The sequence below is a fragment of the Streptomyces sp. NPDC058001 genome, from assembly GCF_042886315.1.
Classification (GTDB): Bacteria; Actinomycetota; Actinomycetes; order Streptomycetales; family Streptomycetaceae; genus Streptomyces.
In genome coordinates this window covers 252607-267761 of record NZ_JBHVQT010000008.1, presented here as the reverse complement: position 1 = coordinate 267761, position 15155 = coordinate 252607, and the positions used below count along the sequence as shown (strand labels likewise).

General features: G+C 69.6%; 7 protein-coding genes. All 7 read left to right on the top strand.

Annotation, left to right across the window (positions count from 1 at the left end; all coding sequences use genetic code 11):
* Nucleotides 1-20 precede the first annotated feature (20 nt).
* The 7 genes from ACFVT5_RS21555 to ACFVT5_RS21525 are packed head-to-tail and all read left to right on the top strand — an operon-like array spanning nucleotide 21 to nucleotide 15099.
* Entirely contained in the window at nucleotides 21-6461 is a 6441-nt protein-coding gene (locus ACFVT5_RS21555; RefSeq protein WP_389890103.1) for an amino acid adenylation domain-containing protein, read from the top strand.
* Between the two features lie 2 nt (nucleotides 6462-6463).
* Nucleotides 6464-7732 carry an MFS transporter gene (locus tag ACFVT5_RS21550; RefSeq protein WP_389890101.1) on the top strand — a complete coding sequence of 423 codons (1269 nt, stop codon included), beginning with the start codon at nucleotides 6464-6466 and terminating at the stop codon, nucleotides 7730-7732.
* On the top strand, nucleotides 7729-8745 hold the full coding sequence (locus ACFVT5_RS21545; RefSeq protein ID WP_389890098.1) for a TauD/TfdA family dioxygenase: 1017 nt from the start codon (nucleotides 7729-7731) through the stop codon (nucleotides 8743-8745). Before ACFVT5_RS21550 ends, ACFVT5_RS21545 begins: the two co-directional genes overlap by 4 nt.
* An 18-nt stretch (nucleotides 8746-8763) precedes the next feature.
* Entirely contained in the window at nucleotides 8764-12660 is a 3897-nt protein-coding gene (locus ACFVT5_RS21540) for an amino acid adenylation domain-containing protein (RefSeq protein WP_389890095.1), read from the top strand.
* The gene (locus tag ACFVT5_RS21535) at nucleotides 12657-12890 is read left to right on the top strand and encodes an MbtH family protein (RefSeq protein ID WP_389890092.1); all 234 of its coding nucleotides are present in this window, start codon (nucleotides 12657-12659) and stop codon (nucleotides 12888-12890) included. The genes ACFVT5_RS21540 and ACFVT5_RS21535 overlap by 4 nt, the downstream gene beginning before the upstream one ends.
* Complete coding sequence (locus ACFVT5_RS21530; protein ID WP_389890089.1) at nucleotides 12891-14357, top strand: cation:proton antiporter; 1467 nt, start codon at nucleotides 12891-12893, stop codon at nucleotides 14355-14357.
* On the top strand, nucleotides 14350-15099 hold the full coding sequence (locus ACFVT5_RS21525; protein WP_389890087.1) for a thioesterase II family protein: 750 nt from the start codon (nucleotides 14350-14352) through the stop codon (nucleotides 15097-15099). Before ACFVT5_RS21530 ends, ACFVT5_RS21525 begins: the two co-directional genes overlap by 8 nt.
* The last annotated feature ends 56 nt before the right edge of the window (nucleotides 15100-15155 follow it).

Genomic DNA, 15155 nt, shown 5'->3' with positions numbered 1-15155 from the left:
TGATACAGGAGATACGTGAGATGGCCATCGAGGACATAGCGGTCACGGACATCGTGGACCAGTTCGAGCGGAGTGTCGACAGCGGGCCGGACGAGCCCGCGGTTGTCCACGGTGACCTGATTGTGAGCTACCGCGAACTGGACTGCCGGGCCAACCGCCTGGCCCACGCGCTCATCGCCGCCGGAGTGGGCGCGGAGTCCGTCGTCGCGACAGTTCTGGAACCGTCCGTCGATCTCCTCGTCGCCCACCTCGCCGTACTCAAGAGCGGCGGAGCGTTTCTCCCCGTGGACCCCACCCAGCCGGCGAACAGGCTGGCGGACCTGGTCTACCGCGCGGATGCCCGGGCTGTGATCGTGCCCGACGACGGCGCCGGGTTCCCGCTCGGCGACGTGACCGCCGTACCGATGTCGGCAGCCACACATGGCGACGCCGAAGCGGTCCGCCCTCGGTCGGCCGTGCACCCGGAACAACTCGCCTACGTCATCTACACCAGCGGCTCGACCGGGCGGCCGAAGGCGGTCGGCGTCAGCCGATATGCCCTCTCCCAGCACGCTGTGACGATCACCGACCGGTACGAACTCTCCGCGGCCGACCGAGTCCTGCTGGCCGCGCGCCCCGGCGTCGACGTCGCCATCGAACAGAGCCTTCCTCCGCTGACCCGCGGGGCGAGCGTCCTCGTGCCGGCCGGCCGGTGGGGTGCGCTCGAACTGGTCGAGAAGATCCGGGAAGCCCGGCCGACCGTCGTGGATCTGCTGCCCGGCTACGCACAGCACCTCTCGGAGAGCGACGCCGACGGGGCGATGGACTCCGTCCGGCTGCTCCTGCTCGGTGGCGACACCGTCAAGCCCACTGACATCCGCGCCTGGCGGAGGATTCTGCCCGCGAGCACTCGAATCATGAATGCCTATGGTCCGACGGAGGCGACGGTTACGTCGGTGGTGGGTGTGGTGGGGTCGGGGGTTGGTGGGGGTGGGGTGGTGCCGATTGGTGTGCCGGTGGGTGGGGTGCGGGTTTTTGTGGTGGATGAGGAGTTGCGGTTGGTGCCGGTTGGTGTGCCGGGTGAGTTGTTGATTGGTGGGGTGGGGGTTGCGCGAGGGTATGTGGGTCAGGCTGGTGTGACGGCGGAGTGTTTTGTGCCTGATCTGTTTGGTGGGTCGGGTGGGCGGTTATATCGGTCGGGTGATCGGTGTGTGTGGCGTGGTGATGGTGTGTTGGAGTTCGTGGGTCGGGTTGATGGGCAGGTCAAGGTTCGTGGTTTTCGGGTGGAGCCGGGTGAGGTGGAGGCGGTTGTTGTGGGGCATGTGGGGGTGGCGGAGTGTTTGGTGATGGTGCGTGAGGACCGGCCGGGGGACCGGCGGTTGGTGGCGTATGTGCGGCCGGTGTCGGATGGTGGGGGTGGTGGTGGGTCGGTGTCGCCGGTGGAGTTGCGTGGGTTGGTGCAGGGGAGTTTGCCGGAGTACATGGTGCCGGCGGCGTTTGTGTTGGTGTCGCGTTTTCCGTTGACGGTGAATGGCAAGGTTGATCGGTCGGCGTTGCCGGTGCCGGGGCGGGAGGATTTGGCGGTTTCGGAGGGTGTGGAGCCGGTGAGTGGGGTGGAGCGGGCTGTCGCGGAGGTGTGGCGGCGGGTGTTGGGGGTGGACCGGGTCGGTCTGCACGACAACTTCTTCGCCCTCGGCGGCGACTCCATCGCTGCCACCAGAGTCATCTCGCGGCTCCGTCGGGAACGTGGTGTCGAGCTGCCGATGTCCTCGATTTTCGAAGCGCCGCTCCTGGAGGAATTCGCCGCGCGGGTGGGCGGCGAGAGCTCCGGAAAAACCCTGGCCGTCGCGGATGTCCACAACGAGGACGGCCAGCTGTCCTTCGCCCAGCAGCGGCTGTGGTTCCTGGACCAGTACGAGCCCGAGAACGGCCAGTACAACGTCTCCCTGTCGTTCCGGATCCGCGGGGATCTCCACGAGGACGTCCTGAAAACCGCGTTCCGCACCGTGCTGGAGCGCCACGACGTACTGCGCACCGGGTTCGGGCGGAAGCAGGGCCGTCCGGTGCTTCACGTTCTCGACCGGGCGGACGTGTCCTGGGAGCCGGTGGACCTGAGGTGGCTGGGCAAGGTGCCGACCCGGGAACAGGAGGCCAAGCGGCGCGTCCGGGAGTTCATGCTGCGCCCGTTCGACCTCGGCAAACCGCCGCTGTTGCGGGTGCTCACCGTCCGCCTGAGCGCCGCCGAATGGATCGTCACGATCACCCAGCACCACATCGTGACCGACTGGTGGTCACTCGGGCAGCTGCTCGACGAGCTGTCCGCGGCGTACGCGGCGCGGCTGAACGGGCGGTCGCCGGAGCTGCCGAAGCCGGTCATCCAGTACGCCGACTACGCGGCCTGGCAGCAACAGTGGCTGGCCGGCGAGGAGTTGGATCGCCAGCTCGGCTACTGGCGCACCCGGCTGGCTGGATACGAGCCGGCGGAGATCCTGCCCAACCGGCCCCGGCCGCCGGTGCGAAGCACCCGCGGCGTAAGTCACGACTTTCAGATGGATCCCGCGTTCCTCGCCGATCTGAAGGGGCTGGCCCAGCAGTTCGGCGCCACCCTGCACATGGTCCTCATGTCTGCCGTCGCGCTGCTCCTGGCCAGATACACCGGCCGCAGCGACGTGGCGTTCGGCACCGCAGCCTCCGGCCGGAACCGCAGCGAGCTGGAGAGCCTGCTCGGGTTCTTCGTGAACACGCTCGTCATCCGGCTGAGCGTCGACAAGGACATGACCTTCGCGGACCTGCTGCGCACGACAAGGGAGGTCTCGCTGTCCGCGTACGACCACGCGGACCTGCCCTTCGACAAACTCGTCGAGGACCTGTCCATCGATCGCGACCCCAGCCGGACCCCCCTCTTCCAGCTCATGTGCGTCCTGGAGAACCCGGCCCAGCCCACCCCGGACCTCGAAGACCTACAGGTGGAGGAGTACGACGTCCCGGTCGAGATCGCCCCGTTCGACCTGACCGTCGAGTTCGTGGAGACCGCACGCGGACTCCGCGGACGCATCCTCTACGCCAAGGACCTGTTCGACGAGCGGATGATCGCGCAGCTCGCCGCAGGCGTCCAGACCGGCCTGGCGGCCATGGCGGCAGACCCGGAGCGTCCGCTCGCCGAGGTCTCCGTCCTGTCCGAGGAACACCGCCGGCAGCTACTGACGTGGGGTACGGCCGAGCACTCCCACGACGGCGACGAGTTCGTGCTCCGGCGCTTCGAGCGTCAGGTGGAGGCCCGCCCCGAGGCGACCGCGGTCGTGTGCGAGGAGGACTCGCTGAGCTACCGGGAACTCAACGAGCGGGCCAACCGGCTCGCCCATCATCTGCGTCGGCGGGGGATCCAGCCCGCGGACGTGGTCGGCGTCGGCCTTCGTCGCTCGCCCGAGCTGGTCGTTGGCATGCTGGCCGTGTTCAAGGCGGGGGCCGCCTACCTTCCGCTCGATCCCGAGCTACCCGCCGACCGGGTGGCGGTGATGTTGTCCGACGCAGAGGCGTCGCTCGTTGTCACGGACGACGAAAGCGGTCTGGTCGCTATCGGCGACGTCCCCACGGTGTGGCTCGACGACGTGTGGGCGGACGACAGCCTGCCGATGACCGATCCGGCACAGGTCGGTCACTCCGAGGACCTCGCGTACACCGTCTTCACTTCGGGTTCGACCGGTCGGCCCAAAGGCGTCATGGTGTCGCAGCGATCGCTGGACGGGCATACCGCGGCCATGGAGGAGGTCTACGCCTTCAAGCCGGACGACCGGGTGTTGCACTTCCTCGCACAGGGCTTCGATGTCTCGTTGGAGCAGGTGTTCACCACCCTCGCCTGCGGGGCCACTCTGGTGTTGCGGGGTGATGACCGATGGTCCCCGCTCGACCTGGTCCGGCGTGTCGACTACCACGGCATCACCGTCCTGCACCTCACGCCGTCTCACTGGCAGGGCCTGGTGGGTCTGCTTGAGTCCTCGCCCGAGTTGCGCCCCGACCACATCGGACTCGTGATCGTCGGCGGCGAGCAGATGACCCGGACGGACGCCGACCGCTCCCAGGCGGTCTTCCCAGCCGCCCGCCACCTCAACGTCTATGGTCCGACGGAGGCGACGGTTACGTCGGTGGTGGGTGTGGTGGGGTCGGGGGTTGGTGGGGGTGGGGTGGTGCCGATTGGTGTGCCGGTGGGTGGGGTGCGGGTTTTTGTGGTGGATGAGGAGTTGCGGTTGGTGCCGGTTGGTGTGCCGGGTGAGTTGTTGATTGGTGGGGTGGGGGTTGCGCGGGGGTATGTGGGTCAGGCTGGTGTGACGGCGGAGTGTTTTGTGCCTGATCTGTTTGGTGGGTCGGGTGGGCGGTTGTATCGGTCGGGTGATCGGTGTGTGTGGCGTGGTGATGGTGTGTTGGAGTTCGTGGGTCGGGTTGATGGGCAGGTCAAGGTTCGTGGTTTTCGGGTGGAGCCGGGTGAGGTGGAGGCGGTTGTTGTGGGTCATGTGGGGGTGGCGGAGTGTTTGGTGATGGTGCGTGAGGATCGGCCGGGGGATCGGCGGTTGGTGGCGTATGTGCGGCCGGTGTCGGATGGTGGGGGTGGTGGTGGGTCGGTGTCGCCGGTGGAGTTGCGTGGGTTGGTGCAGGGGAGTTTGCCGGAGTACATGGTGCCGGCGGCGTTTGTGTTGGTGTCGCGTTTTCCGTTGACGGTGAATGGCAAGGTTGATCGGTCGGCGTTGCCGGTGCCGGGGCGGGAGGATTTGGCGGTTTCGGAGGGTGTGGAGCCGGTGAGTGGGGTGGAGCGGGCTGTCGCGGAGGTGTGGCGGCGGGTGTTGGGGGTGGACCGGGTCGGTCTGCACGACAACTTCTTCGCCCTCGGCGGCCAGTCACTGCTCGCGACGGAGGCGGTCGCACGCCTGAACGACACCTTCGGCGTCGACCTCTCGCTGCCGATGATCTTCCAAGAACCCACGGTTGCCGCCCTGGCCGCCATGATCGAGGAGAAGAAGGCCGGGCCGGCCGACGCGTCGGCACTCCCCGAACTGGTCGCGACCGGCGCGTCCGAAGCGCCACTGTCCTACGACCAGGAGGGCATGTGGTTGCTGGAGCAGTGGCACCCGGGCACGGCCGTGCACAACGTACCGATCGGCGTACGCCTCAGCGGCCGACTCGACCCGGTGCGGCTGGAGCACGCCGTCCAGGCCGTCGTTGCGCGCCATGGCACCCTGCGTACCGTCTTCCCGAAGGCGGATCCGCCCGTCCAGCTCGTGCTGTCGGAGGCCGCGGTACCGCTGCGGATCGTGGACCTTACCGACCACCCGGCAGCCACCCGCGAGGGCGAAGCGCGCGTGTCGGCCGGGCGGGACGCGGGCCGGCCGTTCGATCTCGAACAGGGGCCGCCGCTGCGGGCCACCCTGTACGTGCTCGGCCCGACCGACCATCTGCTCCTGCTCACCGTCCACCACCTCGTGTCGGACGGGTTCTCCCTCGGGTTGCTCGTCGAGGAGGTCGGTGCGCTGTACGGCGGTGACCGGGCCGTACCCGAGCTGCCCGTCCAGTACACCGACCACGCCACCTGGCAGCGCCGGTGGCTGACACCGGAGCGCATGTCGGAACAGCACGCCTACTGGAAAAGGCAGTTGGCCGGCGTGCCGACGGAACTCCGGTTGCCGACGGACCGGCCGCGGCCGTCGGCCCAGACGTTCACCGGTGGCTGCGTCGCATTCCGCATCGGGGAGGAGACGACCCGCAAGCTGGAGGAGCTGGCCAACCGGGAAGGCGCGACACTCTTCATGGCCGTGCTGGCCGGTTACGCGCTCGCCCTGCACCGCCGCACAGGACAGGACGACCTGCTCATCGGCACCCCTATCGCCAGCCGTACCCGGACCGAACTGCGATCCCTGATCGGCTCGTTCGTCAACACGCTGGTCATTCGCAGCCGTAAGAGCGCCGACATGACGCTCGTGGACTTCCTGCGCGCCACCCGGGACACCGTTCTGGGGGCGGTCGCACACCAGGACGTCCCCTTCGAGTGGCTGATCGACGCGGCGCGGGCCGCACGCGACTCGACCCGTCCGCCGTTGGTCCAGGCATGGCTCGACTTCATCAATCTCGCCGACGCCAAGCCGGCGCTGAAAGGTCTGGAAGCGGAGTACACCGAAGTTTTCGACTGGCCGGTCCACTACGAGATTCAGTTCGACCTCTGGCCAGAGCACGGCGGTCTGGCCGGCGAGATCCTCTACAAGACGGATCTCTTCGACCCGGGGACGGTGCGGGAGATCGCCGTGGAGTTCGAGACCATTCTCGATGCCGTAGCGGCGAAGTCGGCCACGGTGGGCGAGCTGATGGGGATCGTCGACGACGCCCTCGTGGAGCATCGGTCGAGCCGGAGTGCCGAGCTGGAGAACGTCGGCCGCGCCAAGCTCGACCGACTGCTGGCCAGGCGGGCCGCCGGATCGGTGACGGGGGGAACGCCGTGAGCGTGGCGGAGACGAGCGGGCAGAAGTACCGGTCGCTGTGGCGGGACTCTTCGTTCGCGTACTTCTGGGGCTCGCAGGCGGCGTCGTTCGGTGGCACTCAGGTAACCATGGTGGCACTGCCGCTGATCGCGGTGTTCTCCATGGACGCCACCCCGTTCGAGGTCGGCGTCCTTGCGGCGGTCGAGCGAGTGCCGTTCGTCGTCCTGTCGCTGCCCGCCGGCGCTCTGATCGAGCGGATGAACCACCGGCGGGTCCTGGTGACGACGGCGGTGCTCCGCATGGTCCTCATCCTCACCGTGCCGCTGGCCGCGGCACTGGACCTGCTGACCATCGGCCACCTCTACCTGACCGCAGTGCTGATCGGCGCGCTGAGCGTCTTCGCCGATGTGACCGGAATGTCCGTCCTGCCCGCGCTCCTGCCGGCGGACCGACTCGCCGACGGCAACGGCAAGCTGGAGGCCGGCCGCTCTGGCGCGGATGTGCTCGGGCCCGGTCTCGGAGGACTTCTCGTCCAGACGCTGACGGCACCGTTCGCGCTGCTCGCCGACGCGCTCGCGTTCGCCGTGTCCGGCCTGCTGATGTCCCGGGTCCGCCCGGTGGGGGAGAGGGTCCGCGAGGCGCACGGCGAGCAGACCTCGCTGGTCCAGCAGATCCGGGAGGGAGTGAAGTTCGTGGTGCGCACCCCGCTGCTGCTGTGGAACGCGGTCGCGGCCGCGCTCCTGAACCTGTTCGCGTTCGTCTTCCTCGCGATCCAGTACCTCTACATGGTCGACACGCTGGGGATGAGCGCGGCCGTCGTCGGCCTGGTGCTCGCGCTCGGCGGCCTGGGCGGGGTGCTCGGTTCCATGCTGTCCGGCCGGCTCATCGAACGGCTCGGCCTCGGCCGCGCGTTCGTCTTCGGCAGCGCCGCGGTGGCCCTCGGCATCCTCATCGCCGGTGCCGCTCCCCACCAGGCGATCGCCGGCCCGGCCGTCCTGGCCGTCGGGTACTTCATGTACGTGCTCGGCGGACCGGTGTTCAACGTGGCCGCGATCACCGCCCGGCAGGTGCTCACCCCCGATCACTTGCTGGCCCGGACGAACGCGACCATGCGGTTCTTCATCTGGAGCTCGATCCCGCTCGGCGCGCTCCTGGGCGGGCTGTTCGCGACGCTGCTGGGCCTGCGCGGCAGCGTGCTGGTGGCGGGAGTCGGCCTCCTGATACCGCTGGCGGTGCTGTCGCTGTCGCCGATCAGGCGCATGTCGAATGTGGAGAGGAGCGGGGCGGAATGACGGACGGGATACGGACGCCAGAGTTCGGGCGGCGCCGCGCGGTCGGTACGACGCTCGCCGACCTGGTTCACATCACGCCTTCCGCGCGGCCGGCGGCGCCGGTGGTGGTGACCGCGCGACACGCCGGGATCACGTTGACGGCGTGGCTGAAGGCGAATGCCGAGGCGGTCGAGATCCATCTGCACCAGGTCGGCGCCGTCCTGTGCCGGGGGTTCGCGGTCGGGTCCGCCGAGGACTTCGCCGAGGTCGTGGCCGCCGCCGACGACGAACTGCTCGACTACGTGTACGGGTCCACGCCGCGCAGCCGGGAACTCGACAAGGTATACACCTCCACCGAGTACCCGGCGGACCAGACCATCGCGCAGCACAACGAGTTGTCGTACGCCACCTCGTGGCCGGCGAAGTTGTGGTTCTGCTGCTTGGTGCCGGCCGCCGAGGGTGGCCAGACACCGCTGGCCGACAGCAGGCGGGTGCTGGAGCGGATCCCGCCTGAAGTGCGGGAGCGGTTCGAGCGGCACGGAGTGATGTACACCCGCGAGTACGGCACCGGCGTCGACCTGACCTGGCAACAGACGTTCGAGACCGCCGACCGCGGCACAGTGGAGCGGTTCTGTGCCGAGAACGGCATCCGGACCGAATGGGGACCGCACGACACCCTGCGCACCACCCAGGTCTGTCAAGCCGTCGCGGAACACCCCTTGACCGGTGAGCGGGTCTGGTTCAACCAGGCCCACTTGTTCCACCCGTCCATCCTGCCGCCGGACGTCCGCGCCTCCTTGGCATCGTCCCGCGCCGGGCTCAGCCGGGACGTGTGCTACGGCGACGGCACCCCGATCGACGACGCGGAACTGGAGGAAGTCCGCCGCGCCTACGAAGCGGAAACCCACTCCTTCGACTGGGCCGTCGGCGACGTGCTGATCGTCGACAACATCCTCGTCGCGCACGGCCGTCGGCCGTACCGCGGCAGTCGCCGCGTGCTGGTAGCGATGTCCGGCACGACGCGCGGGAACTGACGGTCCGAGGGAGTGGGGATGACCACAGATACGGCATTCGTCCTGTCACCGCAGCAGCGGCGTACGTGGCTGGCGCAGCACACCGTGGACGGTGCGCCGTGGCGCTGGACATGTGACATCGAGATCCGCGGCACGGTCGACGCGGCGCGGCTGCGCGAATCGATCGCCGCGCTCGTCGAACGCCACGAGATCCTGCGTACGACGTACCGGGCCGTCGTCGGCCTCGACGCCCCGGTCCAGGTCATCGCACCGTCTTGGCCCGTGACGTTGGACGCGGTCGCCGACCGCGCGGAGCCGCAGGACGTACAGGGCATCGAACAGCCCTTGTGGGCGAGTCTGACCGAGGAGGCCGACGGAGTACATCGGCTGTCGCTCCGGGGTCCGGGGCCGAGCCTCGATTTCATGGGCATCGTCCAGGTCGCCACCGAGATCGCGCGCCGGTACGGCGGCGGCGACCCCGCAACGGACGACGACACACCGCAGTACGCCGACGTGGCCGAGTGGCTGAACGAACTGCTCCAGGCGGACGACACGGCGGCCGGCCGGGACTATTGGCGGCGGCTGGCCGCCGGCCCGGGTGTACCGGTCCGGCCGCCGTTCCTCGGGCGTGGCGACAACGGTGAGCGGCGCACGTTCCGCAGGGAGCGGCTCCGCGTCGCGGCGGACCGGATCTCCACTGTGGACGACGCGCGGTCGCTGCTGCTGGCCGCGTGGTCGATCCTGCTGTACCGGTACGGCGGGCACGAGGAGTCGCTCCTTGCGGTGGCGCACCCCGGTCGGCTGCACCCCGCACTGGAGAACGCGATAGGGGCGTTCACCCGATACGTGCCTGTCGCCCTGGCGCTGAGCGCCGACACCACGGTGGACGAAGCGGTCCGCGGGGTCGCCGAGGCCGACGCGGAGGCGACGCGGTTCCAGGACTACTTCACCCGTGAGATGTGGACCGGGTTCAGGTCGGGCGCCATGGCATCCCTGGACATCGGCTTCGACTACCACGTGGTGCCGACGCCCGCCACGGGCGGCGGATGCGCGTTCGCGATCCGCCACATCGACGATGCCACCGACCTGTTCGACATCCGGCTGCGCTGCCTTCGTACGGGAGCCGGGGTCGAGGCCGTCATCGAGTACGACGCCGGCCGGGTGCGCCCCGAGGACGCGTCGGGGATGGTTGCCGCGCTGGACGTACTGCTGGGCGAGATGACCGCGCACCCCGGCCGCCCCATCGGCGAACTGCGCCTGACGGCAGGCCCGTCGGTGGCCTCGACGCGTCGGCCCGCCCCGGCGGCGGCGCCGACCGGGATCGCGGACCGGTTCGCCGGGACGGCTCGCCGTCGGCCGACCGCGACCGCTGTCGAGTACGCCGCCGAGCGGTATACCTACGAGGAACTGGACCGGTGGGCGGGCAACACGGCGGACGCGCTGGGCCGGCTGGGCGCGAGACCGGGCACGGTCGTAGCGATCCTCCTTGACCGGGGCCCCGCGGTGGTCGTGGCCATGCTGGCCTGCCTGCGGGTCGGGGCCGCGTACACCGTCGTAGACACCGCCCTGCCTACCGAACGGATCCGCTTCCTCCTCGACGACAGCGCCGCCTGCGCGGTGCTCACCGACACCGAGTCGTCGCCGGGGATACCGGCGGACCTGTCCGCAGTCGTACTGCGGTCCGGCGGCTGTGAGCAGCACGGCTCCGCAGGTCGGCCACGGGCGGTGGTTCCGACCGACACCGCCTACGTGATGTACACCTCGGGCACGACGGGCAGACCCAAGGGAGTGCTGGTCGGGCAAGCGAACCTGGCCGGTTATGTGACGGGCCTGGTGACGGCGCTGGAACTCGACGCCCCGTCGACCTACTGCCACGTGTCCACATTCGCTGCGGACCTAGGCAACTCGGTGCTCTTCCCCGCGCTGTGCACCGGCGGCCGGCTGATCGTCGCGACCCGGGACGAGATGACCGACGCCGACCGGCTCGGGCGCCTGATCCGCGACTCGGCCGTCGACGTGCTGAAGATCGTTCCGTCCCATCTCGGAGCGCTTCTGCAGGCGTCCCGGGCACCGGCGGACCTCATGCCGCGCCGGTATCTGATCACCGGCGGCGAGGTCCTCGACCGCGAGCTGCTCGACCGGATCCGGGCGCTCTCCGCACCCTGCCACGTGGTCAACCACTACGGACCGACCGAGACCACGGTGGGCGCCGCCTGCCACCGGGTCCCTCCGGGTCCGCTGGACGCGCGGCTTTCCACGGCACCGATCGGCGGGCCGCTCGGCGGAGCCACTGTGCACGTCGTCGACCGCGCGATGCAGGAGGTGCCGGCGTGGGTCACCGGTGAGGTCCTCATCGGCGGGACGGGCGTGGCGTACGGCTATCACGACCGGCCGGGCCCGACCGCCGAACGGTTCCAGCCTGATCCGTTCGGCGCGGCAGCGGGCGCGCGGCTGTACCGCACCGGAGACCTCGCTCGCCGACTGCCCTCCGGCGACCTCCATTTCGTGGGTCGCCTGGACGGGCAGGTGAAGATCTCCGGATACCGGGTGGAGCTGGGTGAGGTGGAGGCGGTCGCCGCCGAGCACGCAGGCGTCCGGCAGTGCGTCGCCGTCGTGGATCCGCGCGGCGACGCCGGCATCATCGCGTACGTCACCGCGGGCGACGACCCGCTGGACGTGGACGATTTCCGTGGTCACCTGGCCGCCCGGCTGCCCGTCCACATGCGCCCGTCGGCGGTCGTGCCGCTCGACAGGATCCCGCTCACCACGAACGGGAAAGTCGACCGAGCCGCGCTGCCCGCGCCGGGTACCGGAGCCGGTGTCGGCCGGGAGCCCGCGGACGACCTCGAACGGACCCTGCTGGGGATCTGGCGCGACGTCCTCGGCCGTCCCGCGATCGGAGTCACCGACGACTTCTTCCTCAGTGGCGGAAGCTCCCTGCTCGCCATCCGGCTGATGGCGGAGATCGAGAAGGGCACGGGTGTCGACCTTCCGCTCTCGACCCTGCTCGAAGCCGGCACGGTGGAGGCGCTGGCCCGCCGGGTGCAGGACCGGCCGGGCCGGACGGCGCGGCCCGCGCATGGCCGACGGGCCGACGGAGCCGCACCCTTCTTCTGCGTACACGCGGGTGGCGGCAGCGTGCTGGCATACACCGAGCTGGCCCGCGCGATGGCGCCGGAACGCACACTGGCCGGCATCGAGGCCGCCGGCCTGCGTACGGGCGGCACGATGCCGGCCGACATCGAGGACATGGCGCGGGCGTACGCGCGGGAGATCCGCGGGCGTCAGCCGGTCGGGCCCTACCTGGTCGGCGGCTGGTGCCTGGGCGGCATCATCGCTCACGAAGTGGCCCAGCAACTCGCTCGGCAGGGCGAGACGGTGGCGGCACTCGTCGTCATGGACAGCGCCGCGCCGTCCGAATCGCCGCCGGACGACCAGGTCGACGTGGACCCCGGCACCGGCGCCGACGCAGCCGAGGAGGTCGAGGTACTGGCCCGGTTCGCCTGGCACTACCAGCTCGAACTCGACGACGCGAAGCTGTCGACCATGAACGGCGAGGAGCGCTTCACCCATCTCCTCGATCGGGCCCGACGGGCCGGCGTATTGCCGATGGACGCGGGCAGCGAACGGCTCAGGCAACTCCTCGCCGTTTACGGACACAACCTGCGCGCGGCCGATGCGTACATGAGGCGTGGGCAGCCCGCCGACACGGCCCGGTTCCCGGTGCTGCTGGTGCGCGCCGAGGAGGACCCGATCTGGCCCGACCTGGACACCACGCTCGGCTGGGCCGGGCTGTATGGGGACCTGGTCGACGTGGCCGCCGTGGCGGGCGACCACCACACGATGCTGCGGGCGGACCTGGCCGAGCACGTAGCCGGGCGCCTGACCGCCTATTTGGACCACGCCACCAACCAACTGGAGGGAAACCAGCCATGACCGACGCGACCGACGACAGCCAGACCTACCAGGTTGTCGTCAACCACGAGGAGCAGTACTCGATCTGGCCCGTGCAGCGAGAGGTCCCCGACGGGTGGCGCCTTGTGGGCAAGACGGGGCCCAAGGCCGAATGCCTGGAGTACATCAACGAAGTGTGGACCGACATGCGCCCGTTGAGCCTGCGCGAGCGGATGGACGGACCGCAGCCGGAGCAGTTGACGGCCTCGTAGATGTCGCGGCACGCAACCCTCGACAAGGCGAAGCCGACAGCGGGGCGGCGTACCTCACGGCACGTGCTCGGGTACGCCGCACTCGTGGGTGTCCCTGTCGTGCTGGTGATCCTGGCCCTGCGCCTGTTGGAACCGGGCCATCCCGCTGGGGGCGGGGCCGGCTTCACGCAACAGCCCGGAGCGGTGTCGCCGAACGTCTTCACCGGCCTGATCGTCGCCGTACCGGTGATCCTCATCGCCTGTTACGCGGTGGCCCGGATGCTGCGGCCGATCGGCCAACCGAAGGTCGTCGGCGACATCCTTGCCGGCGTGCTGCTCGGGCCGTCGTTCCTCGGTCTGCTCTGGCCGGACGTTTTCCACTGGCTGTTCCCGTCCGAGTTGGTGGCGGTCGTCAACGTCCTGGCCCAGCTCGGCCTGATCTTCTTCATGTTCCTCGTCGGCCGGGACCTTGAGCCCGGGTACCTGCGGGACCGCGGCGGGGCCATCGCGCTGGTGGCCCACGCCGGTTTCGCCATCCCGTTCCTCGTCGGGATGCTGTTGGCCGGTCCGATGTACGCGACCTTTGGCTCGGACGGCACCAGTTTCACGACGTTCGCTCTGTTCCTGGCCGTGTCGATGAGCATCACGGCGGTTCCGGTGCTGGCCCGGATCATTGAGGCGCACGGTCTGCGGTCGACGCCGCTGGGGTCGATGGTGATGGCGAGCAGCGTCGTCTGCGATGTGACGGCATGGTGCGTGCTGGCGTTCGTCGTCGCCGCGGCCCGGTCGGCGTCCCCGGGCGATGCGGTGCTGACCGTGCTGCTCACGGTCGCGTTCGTGGTCTTCATGGTGGCTGTCGTCCGTCCGGTGCTGGGCCGACTCCTCCGTGACGGCCGGCGGTCGATCCCGGACGCCGCCCACCTTCCGGTCCTGCTGTCCGCCATCATGATCTGCGCGCTGATCACCGAGGAGATCGGGATCCACGCGATCTTCGGCGCCTTCCTGCTGGGCGTGGTCGTGCCGCGCGACTCCGAGCGGGTCCAGCGGGCGACGGTGAGTATGGAGGGGACGACAACGACCCTCCTGCTGCCGCTGTTCTTCGTCGTCACCGGCCTGCGAACCAGCATCGGCGCCCTGGACGATCTGCGTACCTGGCTGTGGTGTCTCGCCGTCACGTTGATCGCGATCGGCGCGAAATGGGTCAGCACCATGACCGCCGGCCGGCTGGCCGGCTACGACTGGTGGCAGTCCATGTCCATGGGTGCGCTGATGAGCTGCCGCGGGCTGACCGAACTCATCGTCCTCAACATCGCACTCGACCTGGGCGTGATCACCTCGACCGTGTTCACCATGCTCGTGATCATGGCGTTGGTGTCCACCATGCTGACCTCTCCCGCCCTGACCCTGATCCGGCGCCGGTCGAAGCGCGCGCGGGTCCGGTCGGCCGGGCGGCCCTTCGACGGAACGCGAGGACCCGACCATGGGTGAGAACGCGGTCGAGTCACGCTGGTTCCCGTCCCACCGCGGCCGGCCGGACGCCGGGGTGCAGTTGTTCTGCCTGCCGGCCGCGGGCATGGGCGCGTCGGCGTACCGGGAGTGGCAGGCCGCGCTCGGACCTGGGGTCGAGGTGATCGCCGTACAACTGCCCGGCCGGGAGTCACGCTTCGGCGAGCAGCCGCTGTCGACCGTCGATCTGATCGTCGAGCGGTTGACCGGACCGCTGCTGGAGCGCGCCGACCGGCCGTTCGCGCTGTTCGGCCACAGCATGGGGGCGTTGCTGTCGTTCGAGATCGCGCACGAGGCGGTGCGGCGCGGCCGGCCCCCGGTGCGGCTGATCGTCTCCGGGCTGGAGGCGGCTCACGACCGGACGCAGGTCCGGGGCACGGCACATGAACTGTCCGAGTCCGAACTGCTGGAGTACGTACTGAAGTTGGGCGGGATTCCGCCCGAGGGGCACGAGTACCCCGAGCTGGTGTCCCTGTTCCTGCCCACGCTGCGCGCCGACCTCGCGGTCGGGGAGACGTACCGGTACCGTGCGCGGCCGCCGCTGCCGGTGCCGATCACGGCCCTGGCCGGCCGGGACGACCCCATGGTGGACCACCGGCGGTTCGCCGCCTGGTCACAGCTGACCCGCACCGGGGCGCGGACCCACCTCCTGCCCGGGGAACACTTCTACCTGGATGCCGAACGGCAGGCGGTGCTCGACATCATCAGGTCGGCGCTACGGTGATGCCGGAACGTTCGGGCATGTCCCGTGGCATGGTCCGCCGCGTGTGACCACGCCGT